The 24,052-nt window shown below is 67.2% G+C and carries 27 protein-coding genes and 1 tRNA gene; 16 read left to right on the forward strand and 12 right to left on the reverse strand.

The annotated features are described in order from the left end of the window. Nucleotides 1-81: 81 nt before the first annotated feature. Together CFB43_RS13300 and CFB43_RS13305 are read left to right on the forward strand one after the other, a co-directional pair. Nucleotides 82-158 (forward strand) — tRNA-Met (locus tag CFB43_RS13300). Between the two features lie 212 nt (nucleotides 159-370). Continuing rightward, nucleotides 371-703 (forward strand): hypothetical protein, encoded by a 333-nt coding sequence (locus CFB43_RS13305; RefSeq protein WP_144023056.1) that lies wholly within the window; start codon nucleotides 371-373, stop codon nucleotides 701-703. Between the two features lie 54 nt (nucleotides 704-757). Here CFB43_RS13305 and CFB43_RS13310 read toward each other — a convergent pair whose 3' ends face one another. Next, nucleotides 758-1,498, reverse strand: a complete 741-nt coding sequence (locus tag CFB43_RS13310) for an SDR family NAD(P)-dependent oxidoreductase (RefSeq protein WP_089495397.1) — start codon at nucleotides 1,496-1,498, stop codon at nucleotides 758-760. Between the two features lie 115 nt (nucleotides 1,499-1,613). Between CFB43_RS13310 and CFB43_RS13315 the strand changes: the two genes are divergently transcribed. After that, complete coding sequence (locus tag CFB43_RS13315; RefSeq protein ID WP_089495398.1) at nucleotides 1,614-2,228, forward strand: TetR/AcrR family transcriptional regulator; 615 nt, start codon at nucleotides 1,614-1,616, stop codon at nucleotides 2,226-2,228. A gap of 29 nt (nucleotides 2,229-2,257) precedes the next feature. On the opposite strand, the gene eco is transcribed toward CFB43_RS13315, so the two are convergent. Beyond that, nucleotides 2,258-2,758 carry a serine protease inhibitor ecotin gene (gene eco / locus CFB43_RS13320; protein WP_089495399.1) on the reverse strand — a complete coding sequence of 167 codons (501 nt, stop codon included), beginning with the start codon at nucleotides 2,756-2,758 and terminating at the stop codon, nucleotides 2,258-2,260. Nucleotides 2,759-2,902: 144 nt separating this feature from the next. Between eco and CFB43_RS13325 the strand changes: the two genes are divergently transcribed. After that, the gene (locus CFB43_RS13325) at nucleotides 2,903-3,217 is read left to right on the forward strand and encodes a hypothetical protein (RefSeq protein WP_039368492.1); all 315 of its coding nucleotides are present in this window, start codon (nucleotides 2,903-2,905) and stop codon (nucleotides 3,215-3,217) included. Nucleotides 3,218-3,400: 183 nt separating this feature from the next. Here CFB43_RS13325 and CFB43_RS38380 read toward each other — a convergent pair whose 3' ends face one another. Continuing rightward, on the reverse strand, nucleotides 3,401-3,802 hold the full coding sequence (locus CFB43_RS38380; protein WP_179254831.1) for a hypothetical protein: 402 nt from the start codon (nucleotides 3,800-3,802) through the stop codon (nucleotides 3,401-3,403). A gap of 117 nt (nucleotides 3,803-3,919) precedes the next feature. Here CFB43_RS38380 and CFB43_RS13335 point away from each other — a divergent pair, with 117 nt between their 5' ends. Then, on the forward strand, nucleotides 3,920-4,300 hold the full coding sequence (locus CFB43_RS13335; protein WP_089495400.1) for a DUF5594 family protein: 381 nt from the start codon (nucleotides 3,920-3,922) through the stop codon (nucleotides 4,298-4,300). A 159-nt stretch (nucleotides 4,301-4,459) separates the two neighbouring features. Further along, on the forward strand, nucleotides 4,460-5,827 hold the full coding sequence (locus tag CFB43_RS13340; protein ID WP_089495401.1) for an MFS transporter: 1,368 nt from the start codon (nucleotides 4,460-4,462) through the stop codon (nucleotides 5,825-5,827). Between the two features lie 30 nt (nucleotides 5,828-5,857). On the opposite strand, the gene CFB43_RS13345 is transcribed toward CFB43_RS13340, so the two are convergent. The 3 genes from CFB43_RS13345 to CFB43_RS38815 all read right to left on the reverse strand — a co-directional run bounded on the left by CFB43_RS13345 (nucleotide 5,858) and on the right by CFB43_RS38815 (nucleotide 8,213). Continuing rightward, nucleotides 5,858-6,451: an AAA family ATPase gene (locus CFB43_RS13345; protein WP_089495402.1), complete on the reverse strand. Its 594-nt coding sequence runs from the start codon at nucleotides 6,449-6,451 to the stop codon at nucleotides 5,858-5,860. Then, complete coding sequence (otsA, locus tag CFB43_RS13350) at nucleotides 6,444-7,865, reverse strand: alpha,alpha-trehalose-phosphate synthase (UDP-forming) (RefSeq protein WP_089495403.1); 1,422 nt, start codon at nucleotides 7,863-7,865, stop codon at nucleotides 6,444-6,446. The genes CFB43_RS13345 and otsA overlap by 8 nt, the downstream gene beginning before the upstream one ends. A gap of 138 nt (nucleotides 7,866-8,003) precedes the next feature. Then, nucleotides 8,004-8,213 (reverse strand): hypothetical protein, encoded by a 210-nt coding sequence (locus CFB43_RS38815; RefSeq protein WP_089495404.1) that lies wholly within the window; start codon nucleotides 8,211-8,213, stop codon nucleotides 8,004-8,006. Between the two features lie 288 nt (nucleotides 8,214-8,501). On the opposite strand from CFB43_RS38815, the gene CFB43_RS13360 reads away from it, so the two are divergent. Beyond that, nucleotides 8,502-9,053: a hypothetical protein gene (locus tag CFB43_RS13360; protein WP_089495405.1), complete on the forward strand. Its 552-nt coding sequence runs from the start codon at nucleotides 8,502-8,504 to the stop codon at nucleotides 9,051-9,053. Next, complete coding sequence (locus CFB43_RS13365; protein ID WP_089495406.1) at nucleotides 9,050-9,544, forward strand: hypothetical protein; 495 nt, start codon at nucleotides 9,050-9,052, stop codon at nucleotides 9,542-9,544. Before CFB43_RS13360 ends, CFB43_RS13365 begins: the two co-directional genes overlap by 4 nt. Before the next feature lie 67 nt (nucleotides 9,545-9,611). Here CFB43_RS13365 and CFB43_RS13370 read toward each other — a convergent pair whose 3' ends face one another. After that, nucleotides 9,612-10,949, reverse strand: a complete 1,338-nt coding sequence (locus CFB43_RS13370; protein ID WP_011352844.1) for an ABC transporter ATP-binding protein — start codon at nucleotides 10,947-10,949, stop codon at nucleotides 9,612-9,614. Between the two features lie 22 nt (nucleotides 10,950-10,971). Further along, nucleotides 10,972-12,729, reverse strand: a complete 1,758-nt coding sequence (locus tag CFB43_RS13375; RefSeq protein WP_089495407.1) for an ABC transporter permease — start codon at nucleotides 12,727-12,729, stop codon at nucleotides 10,972-10,974. Nucleotides 12,730-13,235: 506 nt separating this feature from the next. Here CFB43_RS13375 and CFB43_RS13380 point away from each other — a divergent pair. Further along, a complete protein-coding gene (locus CFB43_RS13380) occupies nucleotides 13,236-13,502 on the forward strand; it encodes a double-stranded DNA-specific endonuclease (protein ID WP_011545926.1) in 267 nt (88 codons plus the stop codon). Between the two features lie 42 nt (nucleotides 13,503-13,544). Here the strand turns inward: CFB43_RS13380 and CFB43_RS13385 are convergent, their stop codons facing one another. Together CFB43_RS13385 and CFB43_RS13390 are read right to left on the reverse strand one after the other, a co-directional pair. Next, nucleotides 13,545-14,861: an ATP-binding protein gene (locus CFB43_RS13385; RefSeq protein ID WP_089495408.1), complete on the reverse strand. Its 1,317-nt coding sequence runs from the start codon at nucleotides 14,859-14,861 to the stop codon at nucleotides 13,545-13,547. Further along, nucleotides 14,845-15,570: a response regulator gene (locus CFB43_RS13390; protein ID WP_009693256.1), complete on the reverse strand. Its 726-nt coding sequence runs from the start codon at nucleotides 15,568-15,570 to the stop codon at nucleotides 14,845-14,847. Before CFB43_RS13390 ends, CFB43_RS13385 begins: the two co-directional genes overlap by 17 nt. 224 nt (nucleotides 15,571-15,794) lie before the next feature. Between CFB43_RS13390 and CFB43_RS13395 the strand changes: the two genes are divergently transcribed. Beyond that, nucleotides 15,795-16,346, forward strand: coding sequence for a periplasmic heavy metal sensor (locus CFB43_RS13395; RefSeq protein ID WP_089426072.1), 552 nt, complete (start codon nucleotides 15,795-15,797; stop codon nucleotides 16,344-16,346). 70 nt (nucleotides 16,347-16,416) lie between these two features. On the opposite strand, the gene CFB43_RS13400 is transcribed toward CFB43_RS13395, so the two are convergent. Beyond that, nucleotides 16,417-17,112 (reverse strand): pirin family protein, encoded by a 696-nt coding sequence (locus CFB43_RS13400; RefSeq protein WP_089495409.1) that lies wholly within the window; start codon nucleotides 17,110-17,112, stop codon nucleotides 16,417-16,419. Between the two features lie 369 nt (nucleotides 17,113-17,481). Here CFB43_RS13400 and CFB43_RS13405 point away from each other — a divergent pair, with 369 nt between their 5' ends. The 4 genes from CFB43_RS13405 (at nucleotide 17,482) to CFB43_RS13420 (ending at nucleotide 20,692) form a co-directional block, all read left to right on the forward strand. Next, nucleotides 17,482-18,264 carry an ABC transporter substrate-binding protein gene (locus CFB43_RS13405; protein WP_143329843.1) on the forward strand — a complete coding sequence of 261 codons (783 nt, stop codon included), beginning with the start codon at nucleotides 17,482-17,484 and terminating at the stop codon, nucleotides 18,262-18,264. Between the two features lie 231 nt (nucleotides 18,265-18,495). Then, nucleotides 18,496-19,185 (forward strand): ABC transporter permease, encoded by a 690-nt coding sequence (locus CFB43_RS13410; protein ID WP_021158491.1) that lies wholly within the window; start codon nucleotides 18,496-18,498, stop codon nucleotides 19,183-19,185. Next, nucleotides 19,182-19,895, forward strand: coding sequence for an ABC transporter permease (locus CFB43_RS13415; protein ID WP_089495410.1), 714 nt, complete (start codon nucleotides 19,182-19,184; stop codon nucleotides 19,893-19,895). Before CFB43_RS13410 ends, CFB43_RS13415 begins: the two co-directional genes overlap by 4 nt. A 17-nt stretch (nucleotides 19,896-19,912) precedes the next feature. Beyond that, a complete protein-coding gene (locus tag CFB43_RS13420) occupies nucleotides 19,913-20,692 on the forward strand; it encodes an ABC transporter ATP-binding protein (protein WP_089473787.1) in 780 nt (259 codons plus the stop codon). Nucleotides 20,693-20,767: 75 nt separating this feature from the next. Here the strand turns inward: CFB43_RS13420 and CFB43_RS13425 are convergent, their stop codons facing one another. Beyond that, on the reverse strand, nucleotides 20,768-21,265 hold the full coding sequence (locus CFB43_RS13425; protein ID WP_089426075.1) for a GNAT family N-acetyltransferase: 498 nt from the start codon (nucleotides 21,263-21,265) through the stop codon (nucleotides 20,768-20,770). Between the two features lie 88 nt (nucleotides 21,266-21,353). Here CFB43_RS13425 and CFB43_RS13430 point away from each other — a divergent pair, with 88 nt between their 5' ends. Together CFB43_RS13430 and CFB43_RS13435 are read left to right on the forward strand one after the other, a co-directional pair. After that, nucleotides 21,354-22,325, forward strand: coding sequence for a LysR family transcriptional regulator (locus CFB43_RS13430; RefSeq protein WP_373452543.1), 972 nt, complete (start codon nucleotides 21,354-21,356; stop codon nucleotides 22,323-22,325). Nucleotides 22,326-22,888: 563 nt separating this feature from the next. Continuing rightward, nucleotides 22,889-23,968, forward strand: a complete 1,080-nt coding sequence (locus CFB43_RS13435; protein WP_089495411.1) for a porin — start codon at nucleotides 22,889-22,891, stop codon at nucleotides 23,966-23,968. Nucleotides 23,969-24,052 lie beyond the last annotated feature (84 nt).

Genomic DNA, 24,052 nt, shown 5'->3' on the forward strand with positions numbered 1-24,052 from the left:
GTTGAAGGTGAGCCGCCGATTCCATTCGACGTAATTCACCTATCGATTGACTCTCAACATCAGCCCTAGTACACTTCGCGCCGCGGGGTGGAGCAGTCTGGCAGCTCGTCGGGCTCATAACCCGAAGGTCGTAGGTTCAAATCCTACCCCCGCAACCAATACCGAAGCCCGCTCTGCGAAAGCAAGCGGGCTTTTTGCTTTCCGCATGCACTGCTGCGTGCTCAAGGCCTGCCAGCATCACATACGGGTCGAGGAGCATTCAGCCGCCGACGTCCCCTGCGACACACGATCGCATCTCACCGGATCGCCACGGCCCTGCGCCCCACATTGCGTAGAATTCCAAACCTTCTTCAGCATCCGGACTCCCGCAATGATTCGAGCGATCGCGGTACTCGCCGCGCTTTCAGCGATGGCCGGCACGGCAAACGCCGCCGACACCCTTACCGCACCCGCGAAGCCGCGCTACGTCAGCCCCGGCATCGCCAACATCACGAACGCCGCAGCCCCGCACGCGGAAAACCCCTCCCCCGACGCACGCTGCCGCGAACTGGCCGCCGGGATCGACGCCGTTACGCACGCCCCCGACCGCGGCCAGAAGGTCGTGCGCGGAATGGGCCCGGACGGCAAGCCGCGCAACGAGCTGCGCGCTTACGACAAGCGCGCCGATCTCGAAACCGAGCATCACCGGCTCGGCTGCCGATAACGAACGCAACGCCGCCCGGTCGAACAATCACGCCGGGCGTCGGCATTCACGCACTCACGCGTTCGCACCGCCATCGATCGTCAACCCGGTGCCATTGATCGACCGCCCTTCCGGCCCGACCACGAACGCGACGAGCGCCGCGACGTCGTCGGCCTTGCCGTACTGCGGGATCGCCATCCGCGAGCGCTGCGCATCGGCATGCTCACCGCCGGCCGGGTTCATGTCGGTATCCGTCGACCCCGGATGCACGATGTTGACCGTGATGCCGCGCGAACCGAGATCGCGCGCGAGCCCCTGCGTCCAGCCGATCAGCGCGGCCTTGCTCGCCGCATAGAGGCTCATCCCCGCATCGGGCACGCGCGTGGCGAGGCAACTGCCGGTCGACACGATGCGCCCGCCCTCCCCGAGATGCCGCGCCGCCGCCTGCGACGCGACGATCACCGCGCGCACGTTCACGTTCAGCGTCGCGTCGATATCGTCGAGCGTGAGGTCGTCCAGCGCGCCGGCCCGGAAAATCCCCGCGTTGTTGACGAGAATGTCGAGACCGCCGAACGCCTCCGCCGCACGATCGACCGCGTCGCGCACGGCCACCGGATCGGCGCCGTCGGCCTGGATCGCAACGGCGCGGCGGCCCAGCGCCTCGATGCCGGCGACGACGGCCTGCGCCCGCTCCGCCGATTTCTCATAGGTGATCGCGACGTCCGCGCCCTCGGCCGCCAGCCGTTTCGCGATCGCCGCCCCGATGCCGCGGCTGCCGCCCGTGATGAGTGCACGCTTGCCCTGAAGTCGGTTCATGTCGGTTCCTTTCCTCATTTATGTAACGACCGACACAGAATGTGGCAAGTTGCGCGACACAGTCAATTGATTTAATTTATCGATCGATACAGAAATCGATGAAGGAACGGACGCAATGGCTGAACGGGGCCGACCGAGAAGCTTCGACAAGGAAGCGGCGCTGGATCGCGCGATGGAGGTGTTCTGGCGCCTCGGCTACGAAGGCGCGTCGATGGCCGACCTGACGGCCGCGATGGGCATCGCGTCGCCGAGCCTGTATGCGGCGTTCGGCAGCAAGGAAGCGTTGTTCCGGCTGGCGCTCGAGCATTACAGCGCAACGGAGGGACGGGAAATCTGGGGGGGCGTCGAACAGGCCGGCAGCGCGCACGACGCCGTACGGAACTACCTGATGGATACCGCACGCGTGTTCACGCGGCGCTCGAAGCCGGCCGGCTGCCTGATCGTGCTGTCGGCACTGCATCCGGCCGAACGTTCCGATACGGTCCGGCAAACGCTGATCGCGATGCGCGAACGCACGGTCGAGAACCTGCGCGAACGTCTCAGGCAAGGGGTCGAGACCGGCGAGATCGCCGCACAAGCGAACCTCGATGCAATCGCGCGGTACTACGTGACGGTCCAGCAGGGGATGTCGATCCAGGCGCGCGACGGTGCGAACCGTCGCGATCTGGAGGCCGTCGCGCAAGCCGCGCTGGCCGCATGGCCAGCGCTCGTCGGTAGAGGCGACGCGTAGCGGCAGGACGCCGCGGCCGCGCCGTAACGTTACTGCTTTGCCGCGTGTTGCACGTCCTTCGACGCATGCCACACGCGATAGCGCACCTCGAAGCCGTCCGGCACATAGACGACGAGCGGCAGGCGGCTGTTGTAGCGCAGCAGCTGGCCGTCACCGCGCACCTGCACGAACCGTTGCTGCGGCGCCTGGCCCGGGCATGCCATCAGCGTCGAGGCCGGCCCCTTCACGTCGGTGAGCTGGTAGTACGTATAGCCCCAGCCCTTCACGTCCTCGGCGGTCAGCTCGCCGCCGAACCACTGCTGGTTGCAGTCGGTCTGCAGCGTCTTGCCGATCATCAGCTCGACGCGCGCATCGCCTTCGTTCTCGAGCGCGGGCAGCGCGATCACGACGCGCTGCTGGCCGGACGCTGCCTGCGGAAACATCTTGATCGACTCGGCCGTCACGGCGGGCGCCGAAGCGGGCCCCGCCACACAGGCGGCGGCTGTCGTCACGCAGAAGGCGGCCAGTGCGGCCCGGATCGCGAATTTCATCGATGTACTCCTGAAAAACAAAATGAGCCCCGGATGCTAACACTTCCGTCACACGACCTTACGCGGCTGTAATTTGACGACACAATTGCAAACAGCTGGCAATCCCCTTGCGCGGTACTTATACGGGAACCACCGGAGAACATCATGCTGAAGCTCATTGCTGCCGCCGGCGTCGCCACACTGCTGGCCGGCTGCGTCGTCGCCCCGGACGCCGGATACGGCTATGGCTACGGGCAGCCCTACTATTCCGATCCCGGCTACGCGTACGCCCCGTCGCCCGTGTACGGCACGGTCAATATCTGGGGCGGTGGCGGCGGACGCGACTGGGATCGCGGCCGGCGCGACTACCATCGCTGGGACGGCGATCGCGGCAACCGCGGCAACGGCTGGGGGCGCGGCGGCGGACACCGCGGTGGCGACTGGAACGATGGCGGCGGAGGCGGCGGCCATCGCCACTGACGCGCATTTGCAACCGTTTGTATCCGCGTGCCGCGCGCCACGATGGCCGACGCGTCACGCAGACCAACGGACGGCCGCGCAAAAGACGAAGGCCCTCGCACGAAGCGAGGGCCTTTTTGTCGTTCGGTGCGGTGAAGCGAACGGCGCCACCGCCGCCTGCTCACGCTTCGCGCGTCAGCCTGCTCACCAGCCGGCCGGCTGCGCGTAGCCACCCGAGACGGGCGCGCCGCACACATACGCGCGCTGGTAGCGGTCGTAGCAATAGTTCGGGCCGTCGTCCTGGTACTGCGCCTGCTGGTAGGTCGGATACGCAGGCTGCTGGTACGCGGGCGCCTGGTAGTACGTCGGCGGCTGATAGGCCGGCGCCTGGTACGCGGGCGCCTGATACGCGACGGGCGGATTCATCGCGGACGTCACGATCGCGCCGAGCACCGCGCCGCCGATCAACGCGCCGATGACGGCGCCACCGTCGCGGCCATGCGCGGACGCCGGGCCTGCCACGGCAAGCGAACCGGCGAGGACACACACTGCGGCAATTTTTTTCATGATGGACTCCCACGCGAAGTGGTACGGGATGCGATGCATTGTGGCGGCTTGCGGCCGTAATAGATGCAGCAAGTGGTAACGCGCGATTACCGGTATCACGCCCATCGAAATGCGCCGTCGCCGTGCTACGATTTTCGGCATACAGGAGACGCCGTCATGCAGCCGGAAACCGCCCGCCGTTTCGATACCGAATTCGCCCCGCGCATCGCACAGGCGATCGCCGCCTTCTTCGCCGAACACGTGTTGACCAACGTCGTCCCGTATGGCGGCCACGGGCACCCGACGCGCGTGCAGATCCGCAGCGCGCCGCACGAGCACGTCAGCGGCTTCGACCATCCGCTGAACCTCGAACTGACCTGGGACACCGACGAAATCGAGCGGCTGATGGAGCCGGACGGCCCGCAACGCTTCGAGCACTACCTCGCCGCGCTGCCGAAAAAGCTGGGGGCATGGCAGAGCGCGCGCGACATCGATCTCCTGTCGCGCACGCAGGCCGACCCGCTCGTGCGGCTCGGCGGCCTCGACTTCGAAGGCTGAGCGCCGGCGTCGCGCGATGCGGCCCGGTGATACACTCGACCGGCCCCGCTCCGGTGCCGTTGCGCCGGCCGGGCCGCTCATCGCCGCCTCCACCCTTGCGCATGGTTGCGCACGCAACCGGCAACCGGGCGCGCGGACAACCACGCCTCTGCTCCCGCCATGAACGCCGATACCGGCCTGCCGCTTCCGCAACGCTACTGGGCGATCGTCTGCGTCGCACTGGGCATCACGCTCGCCGTGCTCGACGGCGCCATCGCGAACGTCGCGCTGCCGACGATCGCGCGCGACCTGCACGCATCCGACGCCGCCTCGATCTGGATCGTCAACGCGTACCAGCTCGCGGTCACGATCACGCTGCTGCCGCTCGCGTCGCTCGGCGAGCGCATCGGCTATCGCCGCATCTACATCGCAGGGCTCGCGCTGTTCACCGCGGCGTCGCTCGGCTGCGCGCTCGCCGGCTCGTTGCCGATGCTGGCCGTGATGCGCGTGATCCAGGGCTTCGGCGCGGCCGGCATCATGAGCGTCAACGCCGCGCTCGTGCGGATGATCTACCCGTCGTCGATGCTCGGGCGCGGGCTGTCGATCAACGCGATGGTGGTGGCGCTGTCGTCGGCGATCGGGCCGACGGTCGCATCCGCGATCCTGTCGTTCGCATCGTGGCCATGGCTGTTCGCGGTCAACGTGCCGATCGGCATCGCCGCGGTATTCGGCAGCCTGCGCGCGCTGCCGGCCAACCCGCTGCACGATGCGCCGTACGATTTCGCGAGCGCGCTGATGAACGCGTGCGTGTTCGGGCTGCTGATCACGGCCGTGGACGGGCTCGGCCATGGCGAAAGCCATGCGTACGTCGCGGCCGAGCTGGCCGTCGCGTTCGTCGTCGGCTACTTCTTCGTGAAGCGCCAGCTGTCGCAGCCGGCGCCGCTGCTGCCGGTCGACCTGATGCGCATCCCGATGTTCGCGCTGTCGGTCTATACGTCGACGGCGTCGTTCACGTCGCAGATGCTCGCGTTCGTCGCGCTGCCGTTCTGGCTGCAGAATTCGCTCGGCTTCTCGCAGGTCGAGACGGGCCTGTACATGACGCCGTGGCCGCTCGTGATCGTATTCGCCGCGCCGCTCGCGGGCGTGCTGTCGGATCGCTATTCAGCCGGCATTCTCGGCGGGATCGGGCTCGCGCTGTTCGCGGCCGGGCTCTTGTCGCTCGCGACGATCGGCGCGCACCCGGGCACCGTCGACATCGTGTGGCGGATGGCGCTGTGCGGTGCGGGCTTCGGGTTGTTCCAGTCGCCGAACAACCGCGCGATGCTGTCGTCGGCGCCGCGCGAACGCAGCGGTGGCGCGGGCGGCATGCTGAGCACCGCGCGGCTGACCGGGCAGACGCTCGGCGCCGCGCTCGTCGCGTTGATTTTCGGGCTCGTGCCGGACCGCGGGCCGACGATCGCGCTCTATGTCGCCGCGGCATTCGCGGCGGTGGCCGCGGTCGTCAGCATGCTGCGCATCACGTCGCCGCGGCCGGACACGGCGACCTGACACATCGCTCACCGTCCTCGGTCCCGCCCGTCATGCCGCGTCGAGCGCGTCCGTCACGAAGCGCACGCGCGCCTGCACGCTGTCGCGCGGCAGTTCGATCAGCCGGTAGCCATATGACGTGTAGCACTCGACCATCGCGTCGTAGGTGCGCACGGCTTCCGCGAAATCCTGCCGGCGCTCGGTGTCCTGCGCATAGATGTCCGGCCACGGCGGCGCGATGAACACGCGCCGGTGGTAGCGGAAACGGCGGGCCGCGGCTTCCGCATGCGCGGGCACCGCGAGCCCTGTCAGCCGTAGATAGCCGACCACGTCCGGCACGCCGCGATCGAAGAATACGGGCCCGCGCGCGTGGCGCGCGAGATCGTACGAGCGCATCTCCCAGCTCAGCATCAGCTCGGCGAACGCCGCCGGATCACGCCACGGCAACGCCTGGCCGTCGATCGCCATCTGGTCGCGGATCACGCCGCGACCGGCTTCCTGCGAGCGCGAGAAACCGGCGCGTTCGAGCGCGTCGAGCAATGTGCTCTTGCCCGAGCCCGGGCCACCGGTGACGATAAAGAAGCGGCGTGTGGCTTCCTCGCCCGCATCGGCGGCGGCGCCGGGCGCCTGCACGACCTCACGCATGCGCAACCCGCCGGCCCGCGCGCCGCGTGACCGACGCGGCCGCCGCGACGCTGCGCAAGTCGGCAACGAACGTATCGCGCCAGACCGACAGGTCGTTCGCGCGCAGCCGCGCGAGGTTCTCCTCGTGGCGCGCCTGCCGCTCCGCGAGCGGCATCGACAGCGCGCGCTCGAGCGCCTCCGCCATCTGCGACAGGTCGTACGGATTGACGAGGAGCGCGCCGGTCAACTCGGCTGCCGCGCCCGCGAACTCCGACAGCACGAGCACGCCCGGATCGGCCGGATCCTGCGACGCGACGTACTCCTTCGCGACAAGATTCATCCCGTCGCGCAGCGGCGTCACGTAGCCCACCTGCGACATCCGGAAGAACGCCATCAGCAGGTTGCGCTCGTACTTGCGGTTCAGGTACTGGATCGGCGTCCAGTCGAGCTGCGAGAAGCGGCCGTTGATGCGGCCGGCCTCGCCCTCGAGCGTTTCGCGGATGTCCTGATAGGTCTTCACGTCGGAACGCGTCGGCGGTGCGATCTGCAGGAGCGACACACGCCCCTGCCAGCCTGGCGCGTTCGCGAGCATCCGCTCGAACGACTGGAAGCGCTCGACGAGCCCCTTCGAATAATCGAGGCGGTCGACGCTCATCACCAGCTTACGGCCGTCGAGCGCCTCGCGCAGCATCTTCACCGGCTTGCGCGTGCCGTACTGGACGGCCGCCTGCGCGATCGCGTCGGGATGCACGCCGATCGGATAGGCGGCGACCTTCACGACGCGGCCATGCGCGTGCAGCATCCCGTCGTCGCTTGCCGCGCCGATCCCGCGCCGCTCGATGTAGTCGGTCAACGCCTGCTTGTCGGCCTCGGTCTGGAAACCCGCGACGTCGTACGCGCACATGAACTTCACGAGTTCCTCGTGCGGCGGCACGAGCCGCAGCATGTCGGGCGACGGAAACGGAATGTGCAGGAAGAAGCCGATCGGGTTCTTCACGCCGAGCTCGCGCAGGTAATGCGCGAACGGCAACAGGTGATAGTCGTGCACCCAAATCAGGTCGTCGGGGCGCAACAAGGCGGCGAGCTGCTTCGCGAGCATCGCGTTCACGCGCAGATAGCCCGCGTACTCCTGGCGGTCGAAGCGCGCGAGATCGCCGCGGTAATGGAACACAGGCCACAGCGTCGCGTTCGAGAAACCGCGGTAGTACTGGTCGTAGTCGCGCCGGGTCAGCCCGACCGTCGCGTAGGTGACGTTGCCGTCCCGCTGAATTGCGGGCGCGGTGTCGGGTGCGTCGACGATCTCGCCGTTCCAGCCGAACCAGACGCCGCCCGTTTCCTTCAGCGCGTCCATCACGCCGACCGCCAGGCCACCCGCGCTCGGGCGCGTGTCCTCGCCGGCGGCGACACGGTTCGATACCACGATCAATCTGCTCATGCGACTTCCCCTCCTCGATTCGATTGGCTGGCGCGCGGCGCGCGCCAAAGCGGACACGGCGGCCCGAAGGCGGCCGTGCGGCGACTCAGTTCCGAGAATTGCAATGAAATACGGTGGTGGAATGCGGCTACGACGGAATCACGCGTCCTGCTCCTGACCGAGGTCACGTTGATAGTCGAGCCCTTCCGGGCGGGCGCCGCCCTGGTTGTGATCGCCGTCCGACGGCGTGTCGTCGGGCGCGCCCGGCGGCGGCGCCGATGGCGCGTCGGTCCGCGGACGCGGGCGGTCTTCCGGACGCACGGCCGCCCCGTCAGGCGGCCGAGGTGATAGCCGTTTCGAACGGCGCATAGCTGGGTGTCTCATATGCGGCGCGGCCCGAGGCCGTCGTAGAAACATTCCATAGCACAACAGTCTAGGTCGCCTGATCGCATCCGAAGGTAACAATTACCTTCAATTTGTAACGTTTCGACCCCTCCGCAAGCATCTATCCGACAATAACGCCGCTCGCGCGCACGCGGCCCGCCGCACGGCGATTTGTCAAAGCTTTGCAGTTTTCCTATGACAATTGCGAAACAATGACGCGGCATCAGGGCGTGCACGCGTCGCCGCTCACCCAGACAGGACTTGCACTCAGGGATGAACATTCGTTTCGAATCGCCGCGCCGGGCCACGCCGGCGCGCGTCGTGCTGGCCATCATCGCCACGGCCGCGCTGCTATCGGGCTGCAACTCGCTGTACAGCGAAGGCGCAACTGCCGGCGCCGGTATCGCGGGCGCCGCGATCGCCTCCAAGGTCACCAACAACGCCGCCGTTGCGACGGGCATCGGCCTCGGCGCCGTCGCCGGGGCGCGGGCGGGCGTCCAGTACTCGCAGCGGGTCGCACACCGTTACACCCAGGAACAGATCGCGAAGGCTGCGGGCCCGCTCGACGTGGGCGGCGTGGCGCCGTGGTCGACGCACCACTCGTTCCCGATCGAGGACGACGAGCAGGGTCGCGTGACAGTCAGCCGGATGATCAGCATCGGCCCGCTCGACTGCAAGGAAATCGTGTTCGCGGTCGATACGCCCGCGAAACCCGACAAAGCCGCGCAATCGGCCTTCTACGTCGCCACGATCTGCCGCGACGGCCCCGTGTGGAAATGGGCATCGGCCGAGCCGGCGACCGAACGCTGGGGTGCATTGCAATGAGCGTTGCGCTCCGTATCGCGGCCATCGGCGCGCTGTGCGCGGCGACGGCCACGCTGTCGGGCTGCGGGTCGGTCGGCGCGGCGAGCGGCGCCCTCGCCGGCGCGGCGACGGGCCTCGTCACCGCGAACCCGGCGGTCGGCGTCGGCGTCGGAATTGCCGTGCAGGCCGCGACCGACGAAGCCGTCAACCGCACGATGAAGCAGCTCCATCAGAACCAGCAGGACGCGATCGCGAAGACGGCCGGCAGCCTGGCCGTCGGCGAAGTGAAGCCGTGGAAGGTGAAGAACACGCTGCCGCTCGAAAACGGCGAAGGCGAAGTGCGCGTCACGCGCGCGTACGCGTCGGCGCTCGCGATCTGCAAGGAATTCGCGTTCTCGGTGAAGGACGGCGACAAGGCCGACTGGTATTTCGCGAATGCCTGCCAGCAAGGCACGCACTGGAAGTGGGCGTCGGCGGAACCGGCGGTCGACCGGTGGGGGAATCTGCAGTAAGCGTGCGATACGCCGCGCGTGACGCGCGGCGCACACGCATGCCGGGCCACGCGGCCCGGCACGTCGATCAGGACTCGACGTCCTCGAGACTGAAAATCTCGGTCTGGTCGTTGTACGAGAAGATCTCGCCGTAACGGCCCCAGTCGATCACCGCGTCGAGCGTCTCCTCGGCGGCGCCGTCCGACAGGAAATCCTCCAGCTCCTGCTCGAAGCGCACCCGCGGCGCACGATGGCCCGGACGCTCGTTCAGCACTTTCTTGATCCGCGCGGCGAGCGGCACGTGCTTCAGCAGGTGATCCGCGAACATCAGCTTGCGCTCCTGCGTGCCGAATTCCGCGAACACGCGCCCCGGCGGCGTCAGGAACACGTCCCCTTCCCGCACGTCGGCAAAGCCGAGGTACTGCAGCACTTCGGCGATCGGGAACAGGTCGTCGACTTCCAGATGCAACGTGCGCGCGATTTCCGGCATGTCCGCGCGACCGTGGTACGGCGCCATCGCAAGCGTTTCGATCAGGCCGGCCATCAGGTTGGTCGACACCTGCGGCAGCCAGCTGCCGAGTTCGAGCCCCTTCTTCGTCGCCTCGCCGGTCTGGCGGGCCGTCATCTTCGCGTAGATGTCGTCGACGAGCTTGCGGAACGCCGGGTCGAGCCGGTTGCGCGGATGCTTGAACGGCACCTTGATCTCGGCGATCACGCGGCCCGGGTTCGACGACAGCACGAGGATCCGGTCGCACATGAACACCGCTTCCTCGATGTTGTGCGTGACGATCAGCACCGACTTGATCGGCATGCGGCCCTGGGTCCACAGATCGAGCAGGTCGGTACGCAGCGTCTCGGCCGTCAGCACGTCGAGCGCGGAGAACGGCTCGTCCATCAGCAGGATCGTCGGATCGACGACGAGCGCGCGCGCAAAGCCCACGCGCTGGCGCATGCCGCCCGACAGCTCGCGCGGGTATGCGTTCTCGAAGCCGTCGAGACCGATCAGGTCGATCGCGGCCAGCGCGCGCTCGCGCCGCTCGCGTGCGCCGACGCCGAGCGCCTCGAGGCCGGCTTCCACGTTCTGCAGCACCGTGAGCCACGGGAACAGCGCGAAGGTCTGGAACACCATCGCAACGCCTTCGGCCGGGCCGCGCAGCGGCTGGCCGAGATAGGTCACCTCGCCGCCGGTCGGCTCGATCAGCCCGGCGATGATGCGCAGCAGCGTCGACTTGCCCGAGCCGGAACGGCCGAGCAGCCCGACGATCTCGCCTTCGCGCAGCGACAGGTTCGCATCGTCGAGCACGAGCAGTTCGCCCTGCGTCTTGTTGAAGCCGCGACAGACGTGATCGACACGCAGGATTTCCTCGCCGAGGCGCGGCGGCTGGTTCGTCTGGACGGGGGCGTTTACAGCATTCGGATTGTGCATCGCGTTTCGCTCTCAATCGGTCTCAGTCGAGCCGCAGCTTCGCTTCGGCGAAGGCATACAGCGGACGCCACAGCAGGCGGTTGAACAGGGTAACGAACAGGGACATCACGGCGATGCCCAGGATGATCTTCGGAAAATCGCCGGCGGCGGTGGTCTGCGCGATATAGGCACCGAGGCCGTGCGCCTCGATCTTGGTATTGCCCCACTGCACGGCTTCCGACACGATGCTCGCGTTCCATGCGCCGCCCGATGCGGTGATCGCGCCGGTCACGTAGTACGGGAAGATGCCGGGCAGGATCGCCTGCCGCCACCACTGCCAGCCACGGATGCGGAAGTTCGTCGCGGCTTCGCGATAGTCGTTCGGGTAGGACGTCGCGCCGGCAATCACGTTGAACAGGATATACCACTGCGTGCCGAGCACGATCAGCGGTGACAGCCAGATATCGGCGTTCAGGTGGAAGCGCGCGATCACGATCACGAACACCGGGAACAACAGGTTGGCCGGAAACGCGGCGAGGAACTGCGCGAGCGGCTGCAGTTTCTCGGCCAGCTTCGGGCGCAGCCCGACCCACACGCCGATCGGCACCCAGATCACTGACGCGATGGAGATCAGCACGACCACGCGCAGCAGCGTGATGAGCCCCAGCACCAGCACGTGGCCGACCTCGGCCATCGTCACGCCGGTCGACACGAAGCTGATGACGCGCCACACGATATAGCCCGTGCCGAGCAGCACGAGGGTCGCCCACGCGATGTCGACCGTGCGTGACGCCTTCTTCTCGACTTTCGGCAGCGAGAAGCGCATCGCCCCCGACAGCGGCAGCCGCAGCGGAATCCGCGCGGCCTTCGCGAAGAACCAGCCGGCCGGCACGAGCAGCTGATGAATCAGGCGCGTGCGGCGCACGAGGTCGAGCAGCCACGATTGCGGCGCATCGCCCGACGCGGTGTTTTCCATCCGGAACTTGTCGGCCCACGCGATGAGCGGGCGGAACAGCAGTTGGTCGTACGCGACGATCACGACCGTCATCGTGAGGATCACCCAGCCGATCGCACCGAGGTTCTTGTCCGAGATCGCCTGCGCGAGATACGCGCCGACGCCCGGCAGCGTGATGGTCTGGTTGCCGACGGTGATGGCCTCCGACGCGACGACGAAGAACCAGCCGCCCGACATCGACATCATCATGTTCCAGATCAGGCCCGGCATCGAGAACGGCACTTCGAGCTTCCAGAAGCGCTGCCACGACGTCAGGTGGAAACCCCGCGACACTTCGTCCAGGTCGCGCGGCACCGTACGCAGCGACTGGTAAAAGCTGAACGTCATGTTCCACGCCTGGCTCGTGAAGATCGCGAAGATCGCCGCAAGCTCGGCGCCGAGCACGCGGCTCGGGAACAGCGCGAGGAAGAACGTGACGGTGAACGAGATGAAGCCGAGCACCGGCACCGACTGCAGGATGTCGAGGATCGGGATCAGCACCATGCCGGCACGCCGGCTTTTCGCGGCGAGCGTGCCATAGATCAGCGTGAACGCAAGCGACGCGATCATCGCGGCAAGCATCCGCAGCGTGGTGCGCAACGCGTATTCGGGCAGGTTCGACGGGTCGAGCGAGATCTTCTGCGTCTGCAGGGTGCCGATCGGCGCCATCGTTTCGTGGAAACCGACGACCGCCATCGCGATCAGGCAGATGATCAGCGGAAACGCGATGAAATCCCACCGGTTCGGCAGGACGCGCCACGCGGACGCGTTGGCGGTCCGGTTCGGATTGAAGAATCCGACGTCCATCAGGCGCCCTCCCCGGTAAGGCCGAACGAAGCCGGCAGTCGATGTTGATTCATGGCAAAGCGCACGGGTGCGGTAATTCGATTGACTGACGATCGCGCGCGAGCGCGGTGCGCCGTGCGTGCGCTGCCGCGCTCCGGACGAGCCGGCCCGCGACGGCACGACACTACACCAACCTGTATTTCAGGTACAACCGTCCGGGAACGGCGCAGGCGGCGCACGGATCGTGCCTGGCGCGCGGGCGGATGCCGGGTGCGCGAGTCGAGCAGCCCCGGCCGCAGTCTTTCGGCCGGCATGCAGGCCCGAATTATGCCGTGATCCGGCCCGCCCGGGAACCCGCCAGCCGCACGTGCGCGCAAACCATGTCGGGCGTCACCAGCCGGATACGACTATGCGGGTATGATCAGGGCTGGCCCTCGGGGTCTGTTGCGGATGGTTCGACGGCAACGCATACGCGTGCCCGATGTCAACAGGCGCTGGGGATCGACCGACGAGCGGGAGGAAAGGGAATGGCAGGAAACTTGGTGATCGTCTGCCGCGATCAGGATGCCGACGCGTTCTACGAACTGATGCAGGAGTACGGGTCGTTCCAGACGCGGCTGTCGTCGACGGCGTGGTACCTGAACATGAACGTCGTGCCTGAATCGCTGCAGGAGGAAATCCTGGAGCGCCTCGGCCGGTACACGACCGTCTACATCTTCGAGGCCACCACCGTGACCTACAACACCATCGACAGCAACGCGGCCGAGACGCTCGGCACGCTGTTCGGCGAATGATGGCACGCGGCGCCAGCCCGGACGGGCTGGCGCCGCAGCGGCTCAGGCGGCCTGTGCGTGGGGTTCGTCCTTCGGCACGACCTCGAACGGGAACGTCATCGCGACACGCAGGCCGCCTTCGGGGCGGTTGCCGATGTCGCACGTCCCGCCCAGCCTGAGTACGAGCCGCTCGACGATCGCGAGCCCGAGCCCGCTGTGGCCGTTGCCGCCGCGCGCCGGGTCGAGCCGCACGAACGGCCGCGTGGCCGCCGCGAGGTCGCGCGGCGCGATCCCGCCGCCGCTGTCGCTCACCGACAACACGTAGCCGGCCGGCGTGCGCGCCGTCTCGACGAGCACGGGCGGCGCACCATACGCATGCGCGTTGTCCAGGAGGTTCGACAGGATGCGGTCGAGCGTCGCCGTCGGCAGCCGGAAGCCCGGATCGGCGTCGAGCCGGGTCTGGACCGTCGGCGCGTTCGGCGCGACCGCGCGATAGCTGCGCGCGATCCGCTCGCACGCCTGGTCGACCGGCACCGGCTCGCTGCGATCGGACCCGCCGTGCGCGAACACCAGGAATTGATCGACGATGTGCGACATCGAATCGACGTCGCGCACGACGCCGTCACGCAACCGGGCGTCGTCCATCATTTCAGCCCGCAGCCGCATCCGCGCGAGCGGCGTGCGCAGGTCGTGCGCCACGCCCGCGAGCATCACCGCGCGGTCACTCTCGGCCTGCGACACCTGTTCCACCATCTGGTTGAAGCCATGCGTGAGCTGGCGCAGCTCGCGCGGGCCGCGCTCACGCAGCGGCGGCACCGGCTGGCCGCGGCCGAAGCGCGCGACCGCGCGTGCCAGCGAACGCAGCGGCTGCTGCAGTTGCCAGGCCGCGAACAGCGCGGCGATCACGCCGGCCGAGAAGATCGTGCCGAGCCACAACAGCATCCGGTCGAGCGAGCGCGGCGGCCGCAGCGGCTGAACCGGCACCACGATCCAGTTGCGGTCGGTCGGCTCCTTCACCCACAGCACCGGCGGATGGCCGGGCGCGCCGATCTCGACGCGCGTGCCGGGCGGCATCCGCTCGCTCACGTCGTCGCGGAACCGCTTGAGCGGCGCCGGCAGGCTCGACGGGTCGCCATTCGGCACGTCGGCGCTGTCCGGCGTCACGAGCCGCACACGGGACGGCAACGGCTGGTCGGGCGTGCGTTCGACGTGCTGGCGCACCGCGTCGACCAGGAACGCGGCCTCTTCGACCGCGTAACGCGTCTGCATCTGGCTGCGCTCGAGCCGCATCGCGAAGAACCACGCGAAATGCGACAGGAGCAGGACACCGACGACGAGCAGCGCCAGCCGCCCGAACAGTGAATCAATGGGTTTGCGCATGGGCCTCGCCGTCGGGCACGAACACGTAGCCGCGCCCGCGCACCGTCTGGATGAAGCGCGGCGTCGACGGATCCGTTTCGAGGATGCGGCGCAGGCGCCACACCTGGACGTCGATGCCGCGGTCGGTGCCGTCGTACTCGGGCCCGTGCAGCAGCTCGAGCAGCCGCTCGCGCGTGAGCGTGCGCAGCGCATGGTTCACGAAGATCTTCAGCAGCGCGAATTCACTGCTCGACAGCGTGGCCGGCTTGCCATCGACCGACAGCGTGCGCGCCTGGAAGTCGAGCACGAAGCGGCCGAACGCGAACGGCTCACGCTGTTCGGGCGCCGCGGCCGACGGCGTCGCGCGGCGGCGGCGCAGCACGGCCTGCACGCGCGCGAGCAGCTCGCGCGGGTTGAACGGCTTGCCGAGGTAGTCGTCCGCGCCGAGCTCGAGCCCGACGATGCGGTCGACGTCGTCCGCACGCGCGGTCAGCATGATCACGGGGATGTCGTCGCCGGCCGCGCGCAGCTGACGCAGCGCGGTCAGGCCGTCGACGCCCGGCATCATCAGGTCCAGCACGATCAGGTCGGGCCGCTCGCGCTCGAGGCGCTTCTCGAGCGTCGCCGCGTCGTGCAGCACGGACACTTCCATCCCCTGGCGCACGAGGTAGTCGCGCAGCAGGTCTCGGAGTTCTTGGTCGTCGTCGACGATGAGGATCTGGGTAGTCATGGCTCGAAGTTTACCGCGCGAGGGCGGAGTCGAAGAACGAAACAAAGGGACGAAAGGGTTACTGCGGGTTACCGCGCAAGGGAACTGTAATGCGCGGTAACCCGGCCACCGCCCCACGTAACACCGGCCGCAGCCTGCATCGCTAACCTGCGTCTTACCGGATGCGGCACCCGGTTTTCCCGGACCCGCATCGCCGGACCCTTTGGATACAAGGAGTTTCTGAAATGTATAAGAAGACTTCCCGCGTGGCCATCGCGGCCGCCACCGTGCTCGCTCTCGCATTCGGCACCGCGCATGCCGCGCAGCCCAACGACATGCCGCCTCCGGGCGGCCCCGGCATGCACCAGATGCACGGCGGGCACGAAGGCGGCCCGTTCGGCGCGATCATGAAACTGCATGACCAGCTGAAGCTCAATGCGTCGCAGGAACAGCAATGGCAGGCGGCCGTCAACACGATGAAGCAGAACCGTGACGCGATGCGCAAGAGCCACGAGCAGATGCGCGACCAGTTCAAGGCGCAGCAGAACCAGCCGATCCTCGACCTGAGCGCGATGCACTCGGCACGCCAGCAGGCCGAGGCGCAGAACGCGCAACTGCGCGAGCAGACGTCCGCCGCATGGCTCACGTTCTACAACGGGCTGAACGACCAGCAGAAGACGATGGTCAGCACCGCGCTCAAGCAGCAGTTCGCGAAGATGGAACAGCGCCACGAGAAGATGAAGGAGCGTTGGGAGCAGCATCGCGCGGCCAAGGCCGCGTCGGCGCCGGCGCAGTAAGCCGGCGGGCCGCTCCGCGAAGCGGCATCGAAGGGGACGCGGGCACCGGCCCGCGTCCCCTTTTTGCATATCAGGCGACGTCGAACAGCAGCACCTCGGCCGCCCGGCCGCGCGCGAACGCCACCGCATCCACGGCACCGATCCGCGCGCCGTCGCCCGCGGACAGCGCGTAGCCGTTCACCGCGACGTCGCCGCGCACCACGTGCACGTACGCGCGGCGCCCGGCCGGCACGTCGAACGCCGCCGCCTCGTCGCCGTCGATCAGCCCCGCGAAGATGCGGGCGTCCGCCCCGAGCGGCAGCGCACCGTCGCCACCGTCCGGTGCCGCGACGAGCCTCAGCCGGCCGCGTTTCTCGTCATCGGCAAAGCGCGTCTGCACGTAGCCGGGCCGGCCGCCTGCCCCGGCCGGCGCGAGCCAGATCCGCAGCAGGCGCAGCGGCTCGTCACGCGACGCGTTGGTTTCGCTCAGCATGACGCCGGTGCCGGCGCTCATGCGCTGCACGCCGCCCGCACGGACGATCGCCCCGTTGCCGAGGCTGTCGCGATGCGCGAGCGCGCCGTCGAGCACGTAGGTGACGATTTCCGCGTCGCGGTACGGCCGCATCCCGTAGCCGCGGGTCGGCGCGATGCATTCCTCGTTCAGTTCGCGCAACGCGCCGAACGCCGGCGGCCCGCTCCGGCCGGACGCCCCAGGAAAGCTGTGAAGGAATTCGTGCCAGCCATGGCTGCGCTGATCGCGATCGGCGGCGCGGCGGATCTGGAACATGGAACGGACACTCCGTGGGATGCAGGGTTCTGCCATCCCATCACTGTATGAGTGTGCCAATCGCGCCACAATCCGCCGCCTGCGCACCGCATCGTTGCACCTGCGGATGCAATCGATGCAATGCCCATTGAGAATGCGTCGATTATCGCAACAGCCGGATCAATGCATCGAAGAATCGATCGGTCGGCCCGGATTGCCGGTTTCCGCGTATCGCGTTCGGGTAAAATACCGGCCTTTTGGCGTTCGCCGTTCCGGCGGCCGCCATTGCCAGCGCGCCGATCGGCGATTTTTGGCCGTCTAGAATACGCCGCGGCGCCCGGTTCAACCGGCCGCGAGCGCTCCCGGAAAGTCAGCAACAGAAGGATGGAAATGAAGAAGGCCGCCCTGTGCGCCGCCCTCGCCCTCATGGCGGGCAGCGCCTTCGCGAAGGAGTGGAAGACCGTGCGGATCGGCGTCGACGCCAGCTACCCGCCGTTCGAGTCGACCGCGCCAAGCGGCGAGATCGTCGGTTTCGACGTCGATCTCACCAAGGAAATCTGCAAGCGAATCAACGTGAAATGCGTGTGGGTGGCGCAGGATCTCGACGGGATCATCCCGGCGCTGAAGGCGAAGAAGTACGACGTCATCGTGTCGTCGCTGACCGTCACGGACAAGCGCCGCGAACAGATCGACTTCTCCGACAAGGTCTATGACGCGCCGGCGCGGATGATCGCGAAGACCGGCTCGCCGCTGCTGCCGACGGTGGCGTCGCTGAAGGGCAAGCGCGTGGGCGTCGAGCAGGGCTCGACGCAGGAAACCTACGCGAAGGCGTACTGGGAGCCGCAGGGCGTGACGATCATTCCTTACCAGAACCAGGACCAGGTCTATGCCGATCTCGGCTCGGGCCGTCTCGACGCGACGCTGCAGGATGAACTGCAGGCCGACTACGGCTTCCTGCGCACGCCGCGCGGCAAGGGCTTCGCGTTTGCCGGGCCGGAAGTGAAGGATCCGAAGACGATCGGCGACGGCACCGCGATCGGCCTGCGCAAGGAAGATACGGACCTGAAGCTCAAGATCAACCAGGCGCTGGCCGACATGCACAAGGACGGCACGTACGACCGGCTGTCGCACAAGTATTTCGCGTTCAGCGTCTATTCGGCTTCGGCCCGCTGAGCAACGAAAAGAAGAGACGACGGATGCGGGGGCGGCCCCGCACCCGGGCAGTACAGGCAGTCAACCACGCGCCGCCCGCCCCCTGCCCGCCGCTCGCGCGACGGGCGGGCCCGGCACCGATGCCGGGGCGGACGGTCACGATACGCACGGGGCGTTCCGCGCAGCTTGGGCGGAACGCGTCTTTCGCGGCGCACCGCGTGCGCCCTAAGGGACCACACCAGGGACCACTCAATGTTTCTACAAGGTTACGGCCCGCTGATCCTCGCAGGCACCTGGCAAACCGTCAAACTGGCGGTGCTTTCGCTTGCGCTGTCGTTCCTGCTGGGCCTGCTCGGCGCGGGCGCGAAGCTGTCGCGCAACCGCTTCACGAACGGCGTCGGCACCGTCTACACGACGCTGATCCGCGGCGTGCCCGACCTCGTGCTGATGCTGCTGCTGTTCTACAGCCTGCAGATCTGGCTGAACATGGCGACCGACGCGCTCGGCTGGGACCAGATCGACATCGATCCATTCCTCGCCGGCGTGCTCGTGCTCGGCTTCATCTACGGCGCGTACTTCACCGAGACGTTCCGCGGCGCGTTCCTGTCGGTGCCGCGCGGCCAGCTCGAGGCCGGCAGCGCGTACGGGATGACGAACTGGCAGGTGTTCACGCGAATCATGTTCCCGCAGATGATGCGCTTCGCACTGCCCGGCATCGGCAACAACTGGCAGGTGCTCGTGAAGTCGACCGCGCTCGTGTCGATCATCGGCCTGGCCGACGTCGTGAAGGCGTCGCAGGACGCCGGCAAGGGCACGCTGCGGTTCTTCTTCTTCACGCTGATCGCGGGTGCCGTCTACCTCGCGATCACGACGATCTCGAACTTCGTGCTGATGTGGCTCGAAAAGCGCTACTCGACCGGCGTCCGCAAGGCTGACCTATGATCGAACTCATCCAAGAATACTGGCGCAACTATCTCTACACCGACGGCTATCGCATCACCGGTGTCGCGATTACGTTGTGGCTGCTGGTCGTGTCGATCGGCCTCGGCTTCTGCCTGTCGATACCGCTCGCGGTCGCGCGCGTGTCGAAGAAGAAGTGGCTGTCGGGCGCCGTGTGGCTCTACACGTACGTCTTCCGCGGCACGCCGCTCTACGTGCAGCTGCTGCTCTGCTACACGGGCCTCTACAGCCTGCAGGCCGTGCGCGGCACGCCGATGCTCGACGCGTTCTTCCGCGACGGGATGCACTGCACGCTGCTCGCGTTCACGCTGAACACCTGCGCGTACACCACCGAGATCTTCGCGGGCGCGATCAAGGCGACCTCGTACGGCGAGATCGAAGCCGCGCGTGCGTACGGGATGTCGCCGTTCACGATGTACCGCCGCGTGATCCTGCCGTCGGCGCTGCGCCGCGCGCTGCCGCTGTACAGCAACGAAGTGATCCTGATGCTGCACGCGACCACCGTCGCGTTCACCGCGACCGTGCCGGACATCCTGAAGATCGCCCGCGACGTCAACTCGGCGACCTACATGTCGTTCCATGCGTTCGGCATCGCCGCCCTGCTCTATCTCGCGATCTCGTTCACGCTCGTGTGGCTGTTCCGCCAGGCCGAGCGGCGCTGGCTCGCGTATCTGCGCCCGCAAGGCAAGTAAGTTTTCGCAGGACTATGATGAATTCCCAGACTCAGAAGCTTTTCGTCGACGATCTGCACAAGCGGTACGGCGACAACGAGGTGCTCAAGGGCGTGTCGCTGAAGGCGAACTCGGGCGACGTGATCAGCGTGATCGGCTCGTCCGGCTCCGGCAAGAGCACGATGCTTCGCTGCATCAACTTCCTCGAGCAGCCGAACGCGGGCCGCATCTTCGTCGACGGCGAGGAAGTGCGCACCGCGCTCGACAAGACGGGCGCGCTGCGCGCGGCCGATACGAAACAGCTGCAGCGCGTGCGCACCAAGCTGTCGATGGTGTTCCAGCACTTCAACCTCTGGTCGCACATGAACGTGATCGAGAACGTGATGGAAGCGCCGGTGAACGTGCTCGGCATCCCGAAGAAGGAAGCCGAGGAACGTGCGCGCACGTATCTCGAGAAGGTCGGCCTCGCGCCGCGCGTCGAGAAGCAGTATCCGTCGCACCTGTCGGGCGGCCAGCAGCAGCGCGTGGCGATTGCACGCGCGCTGGCGATGCATCCGGACGTGATGCTGTTCGACGAGCCGACCTCGGCGCTCGACCCGGAACTCGTCGGTGAAGTGCTGAAGGTGATGCAGAAGCTGGCCGAGGAAGGCCGCACGATGATCGTCGTCACGCACGAGATGGGGTTCGCGCGCAACGTGTCGAACCACGTGATGTTCCTGCACCAGGGCCGCGTCGAGGAAGAAGGCGTGCCGTCCGAGGTGTTCGCCAACCCGAAGAGCGAACGCCTGCGCGGGTTCCTGTCGGGCAGCCTCAAGTAACATCGCACGCGTCGCGACGCGTGAACGGGCGCCCCGCGGTTCGCCGCGCGGCGCCCGTTTTGCATTGACGCGGCGTTAGGCGGCGTCGACCGGCGCGGCGTCGGCGAACGCACGCAGTTCGTCGCCCGCGAGCCGGTAGCGCACCCATTCGCTCTGCGGCGCCGCGCCGACGCTCTCGTAGAAGCGGATCGCCGGCTCGTTCCAGTCGAGCACGCTCCACTCGAAACGCCCGCAGCCCGACTCGACCGCGATCCGCGCGAGCGCCTTCAGGAGCCGCAGCCCGGCGCCCGCGCCGCGAAAGCGTGGCGACACGTACAGATCCTCGAGATACAGCCCCTGCCGGGCCAGCCACGTCGAATACGAGAAGAAATACACGGCGAAGCCGGCCGGCTCGCCGTCGACCTCGCACATCAGCGCGCGTGCCGGCGATCCCTCGCCGAACAGGCTGCGCTCGAGCGACGCGGGCGTCGCGATCACTTCGTGTTCCGCCTTCTCGTAGATGGCCAGCTCGGTGATGAAACGCAGGATTTGCGGCACGTCGGCGACGGTGGCGGAACGGATGTCGATTTGCACGGGTTGAGCCCTCCTCCGGCCCTGGCTGGTAACGGGAAACGATGCCGCGCAGCCGCGCTGGCACCCATCAGAGCATCATGCTACGTTCATGCAGCCCCTGCAGGAAGTGCAGTTTCTTCATTCGTACCTGAACATGATGCATCCCGATCTGCGCCGCCTCGACCTGAACCTGCTGCTCGTGTTCGATGCGCTGTACCGCCACCGGTCCGTCGCCGCGGCCGCGCACGAGCTCGCGTTGAGCCCGTCCGCGCTGAGCCACGCGCTCGCGCGGCTGCGCGACGCGATCGGCGACGCGCTGTTCGTGCGCCTCGGCAACGAGATGCAGCCGACCGTGCGCGCCGACGACATCGCCACCTGGGCCGGCGACGCGCTCGACACGATGTCGAAGGGGCTCGCCCGCGCACGCCGCTTCGATCCCGCGCAAAGCGACCGCACGTTCGTGTTCGCGGCGACCGACTACACGGCATTCGCCGTGCTGCCGGCGTTTCTTGCCCGCATCCAGCATGTCGCGCCGCAATTGCGGATCCGCGTCGTGCACTCCGACCGGAAGATCTCCGTCGACGAGCTCGCGGCCGGCCGCATCGATTTCGCGCTCGGCTACCACGAGGAATCGGCGGCCGACGCGCCGGGCATCGAGGACTTCGACTGGTTCTCCGACGACTACGTCGTGATCGCGAGCGCCACGCATCCGGAGATTCGCCGGCGGCTGACGCTCGACCAGTACCTGGCGGCACGCCACGTGGTCGTCACGCCGTGGAACGAGTCGCGCGGTGTCGTCGACCATGTGCTCGACCGGCTCGGCCTCGCGCGGCAGGTCGCCGTGCAGTTGCCGACGGTGCTGGCCGCGCCGTTCGTGATCGCGGAATCCGCGCTGCTGATGACCGTGCCGAACCGCGCCGCGCAGGCGTTGCGGCACGCGGCGCCGATCCGCCTCTTTCCGGCGCCGTTCGAGATTCCGCGCTACACCGTGAAGGTCTACTCGCACGCGAAGCATGCGCGCACCGATGCACATCGCTGGATTCGCGCGCAGTTGCTCGACGCAAGGCCGGCCGCTGCCTGACCAATGTCTGTCGGTACACCGCACTGCGCGTTGCCGGACAAGCGTTTCAGGCAACCGCCGTCCCTCTCCGGCAGCCGTCCGTTCATTACGAAATACTTACCAATTTCTCGCATCCGACGCTTACGCCTGTGCCCCCCGCAGCGTCAATAGTGGCAATCCTTGACCCCCGTTTGCAAAACTCGTGTCTCCCTTGCGGGACAAGGGTTTTCCGTTAATTGCAAACCCTTGGCACCCCGGTTGCCCACCGTGTTGCATGGCAATTTGGCGACACGTGTTAGTCAAACAACGATTTCCATCGCCACAAAATTGTATTTTTGCTAAATTAGTAACCAAAGTAGCAAAACGAAGTTCGTGAAATGTAGTTTAGCTTCACGACACTACAAGGAGACCCCGCAGGCCGACCCGGCTGCGCGGGAACGCTCAACGGTTTTCCGTCCGCTTGCCCGCGTGCTGCGCTTACCGGCCCTGCACGAGGTCTCCCTGGTTATCCCGCTTTTGCCCGGCGCTCGCGCTCCGGGCATCTCGTGCAGTCTGGGTTGACTTTTTGACAGGGTATGGAGGAGATGATGAAGAAAGCTTTGGTCGCGGCCGCGCTGATGGCTGCTGGGGTGGTGACGGCGCACGCGCAGAGCAGCGTCACGCTGTATGGCCGCCTGGATGCCGGCATCGAGTACCTGAACGGCCTGCAAAACGGCCACCAAGTGCGCGCGGAAAGCGGCGACTGGGGCACCAGCCTCTGGGGCTTGAAGGGCACCGAGGACATCGGCGGCGGCAACAAGATCCTGTTCCACCTCGAAGGCGCGTTCAACACGATGACGGGCGGCTTCAGCGGCTCGATCTGGGATCGTTTCGCGACCGTCGGTATCTCCAACGACCGCTACGGTACGCTGCTGTTGGGTCGCGAGCTCGCGATCGCCAACGGCGTGTGGGACTTCGACCCGTTCGGCCAGTCGGCCTGGTCGACGGCCTCGCTGGTGCGCGGCCGCAACTGGAACAAGACCAGCAACAACGTGTCGTACCAGTCGCCGTCGCTCTACGGCCTCGACTTCTACGGCCAGTTCTCGTTCTCGAACTCGACCAGCTTCAACGGCAACACGACGGCCGGCCAACCGGGCCGTGCAATGGGCGGTCAGGTCACCTACACGAACTCGCTGTTCCAGTTGCGCGGCATCTACGACGAAACGCGCGACAGCAACGGCCGCTTCTCGGACGTGTTCAACTACTCGCGTGAATACTTCGCGGGCGTGAACGTGTTCCTCGGTCAGTTCAAGGTGCAAGCGGCCTACCAGGCATCGCGCGCGGACGGCAGCGGCGGCCCGGCAGTGAACGCCGGCGTGACGGGCACCCAGCAGGTCTGGGGCGGCGTGACGTGGCAGGCAACGCCGGCAGCGGCGCTGATCGCGGCCGTGTATCACGTGAACGCGAACCACGGCGGCGGCAACGCGAACATCTACACGATCGGCGGTTCGTACAACATCTCGAAGCGCACGCTGTTCGACCTGCAGGCTGCGACGGTGCGCAACAGCTCGTCGGCCAACTTCGGTCTGAACGCGAACGGTGCAGGCACCGCCGTGTCGACCGGCAACCCGCATCCGGGCGGCAGCCAGACCGGCGTCTACGCCGGTATCCAGCACCTGTTCTGATCAGGCGCCGTTCTCAAAGAATCGATTCAACGACGTTTTCCACGCTGCTGCGAGAGGCGCGTATCGGTGCGGTACCCAACCGGG

The organism is Burkholderia sp. AU15512 (genome assembly GCF_002223325.1).
Classification (GTDB): Bacteria; Pseudomonadota; Gammaproteobacteria; order Burkholderiales; family Burkholderiaceae; genus Burkholderia.

Coding starts and splice junctions, on each gene's coding strand:
- CFB43_RS13380 (WP_011545926.1), top strand. CDS start 13,236: ATGGCAGGAAACTTGGTGATCGTCTGCCGCGATCAGGATGCCGACGCG.
- CFB43_RS13360 (WP_089495405.1), top strand. CDS start 8,502: ATGAACATTCGTTTCGAATCGCCGCGCCGGGCCACGCCGGCGCGCGTC.
- CFB43_RS38815 (WP_089495404.1), bottom strand. CDS start 8,213: ATGCGCCGTTCGAAACGGCTATCACCTCGGCCGCCTGACGGGGCGGCC.
- CFB43_RS13415 (WP_089495410.1), top strand. CDS start 19,182: ATGATCGAACTCATCCAAGAATACTGGCGCAACTATCTCTACACCGAC.
- CFB43_RS13370 (WP_011352844.1), bottom strand. CDS start 10,949: ATGCACAATCCGAATGCTGTAAACGCCCCCGTCCAGACGAACCAGCCG.
- CFB43_RS13345 (WP_089495402.1), bottom strand. CDS start 6,451: ATGCGTGAGGTCGTGCAGGCGCCCGGCGCCGCCGCCGATGCGGGCGAG.
- CFB43_RS13310 (WP_089495397.1), bottom strand. CDS start 1,498: ATGAACCGACTTCAGGGCAAGCGTGCACTCATCACGGGCGGCAGCCGC.
- eco (WP_089495399.1), bottom strand. CDS start 2,758: ATGAAATTCGCGATCCGGGCCGCACTGGCCGCCTTCTGCGTGACGACA.
- CFB43_RS13400 (WP_089495409.1), bottom strand. CDS start 17,112: ATGTTCCAGATCCGCCGCGCCGCCGATCGCGATCAGCGCAGCCATGGC.
- CFB43_RS13365 (WP_089495406.1), top strand. CDS start 9,050: ATGAGCGTTGCGCTCCGTATCGCGGCCATCGGCGCGCTGTGCGCGGCG.
- CFB43_RS13395 (WP_089426072.1), top strand. CDS start 15,795: ATGTATAAGAAGACTTCCCGCGTGGCCATCGCGGCCGCCACCGTGCTC.
- otsA (WP_089495403.1), bottom strand. CDS start 7,865: ATGAGCAGATTGATCGTGGTATCGAACCGTGTCGCCGCCGGCGAGGAC.
- CFB43_RS13375 (WP_089495407.1), bottom strand. CDS start 12,729: ATGGACGTCGGATTCTTCAATCCGAACCGGACCGCCAACGCGTCCGCG.
- CFB43_RS13315 (WP_089495398.1), top strand. CDS start 1,614: ATGGCTGAACGGGGCCGACCGAGAAGCTTCGACAAGGAAGCGGCGCTG.
- CFB43_RS13430 (WP_373452543.1), top strand. CDS start 21,354: ATGCAGCCCCTGCAGGAAGTGCAGTTTCTTCATTCGTACCTGAACATG.
- CFB43_RS13435 (WP_089495411.1), top strand. CDS start 22,889: ATGATGAAGAAAGCTTTGGTCGCGGCCGCGCTGATGGCTGCTGGGGTG.
- CFB43_RS13325 (WP_039368492.1), top strand. CDS start 2,903: ATGCTGAAGCTCATTGCTGCCGCCGGCGTCGCCACACTGCTGGCCGGC.
- CFB43_RS13390 (WP_009693256.1), bottom strand. CDS start 15,570: ATGACTACCCAGATCCTCATCGTCGACGACGACCAAGAACTCCGAGAC.
- CFB43_RS13385 (WP_089495408.1), bottom strand. CDS start 14,861: ATGCGCAAACCCATTGATTCACTGTTCGGGCGGCTGGCGCTGCTCGTC.
- CFB43_RS13305 (WP_144023056.1), top strand. CDS start 371: ATGATTCGAGCGATCGCGGTACTCGCCGCGCTTTCAGCGATGGCCGGC.
- CFB43_RS13340 (WP_089495401.1), top strand. CDS start 4,460: ATGAACGCCGATACCGGCCTGCCGCTTCCGCAACGCTACTGGGCGATC.
- CFB43_RS13405 (WP_143329843.1), top strand. CDS start 17,482: ATGAAGAAGGCCGCCCTGTGCGCCGCCCTCGCCCTCATGGCGGGCAGC.
- CFB43_RS13420 (WP_089473787.1), top strand. CDS start 19,913: ATGAATTCCCAGACTCAGAAGCTTTTCGTCGACGATCTGCACAAGCGG.
- CFB43_RS38380 (WP_179254831.1), bottom strand. CDS start 3,802: ATGCATCGCATCCCGTACCACTTCGCGTGGGAGTCCATCATGAAAAAA.
- CFB43_RS13410 (WP_021158491.1), top strand. CDS start 18,496: ATGTTTCTACAAGGTTACGGCCCGCTGATCCTCGCAGGCACCTGGCAA.
- CFB43_RS13335 (WP_089495400.1), top strand. CDS start 3,920: ATGCAGCCGGAAACCGCCCGCCGTTTCGATACCGAATTCGCCCCGCGC.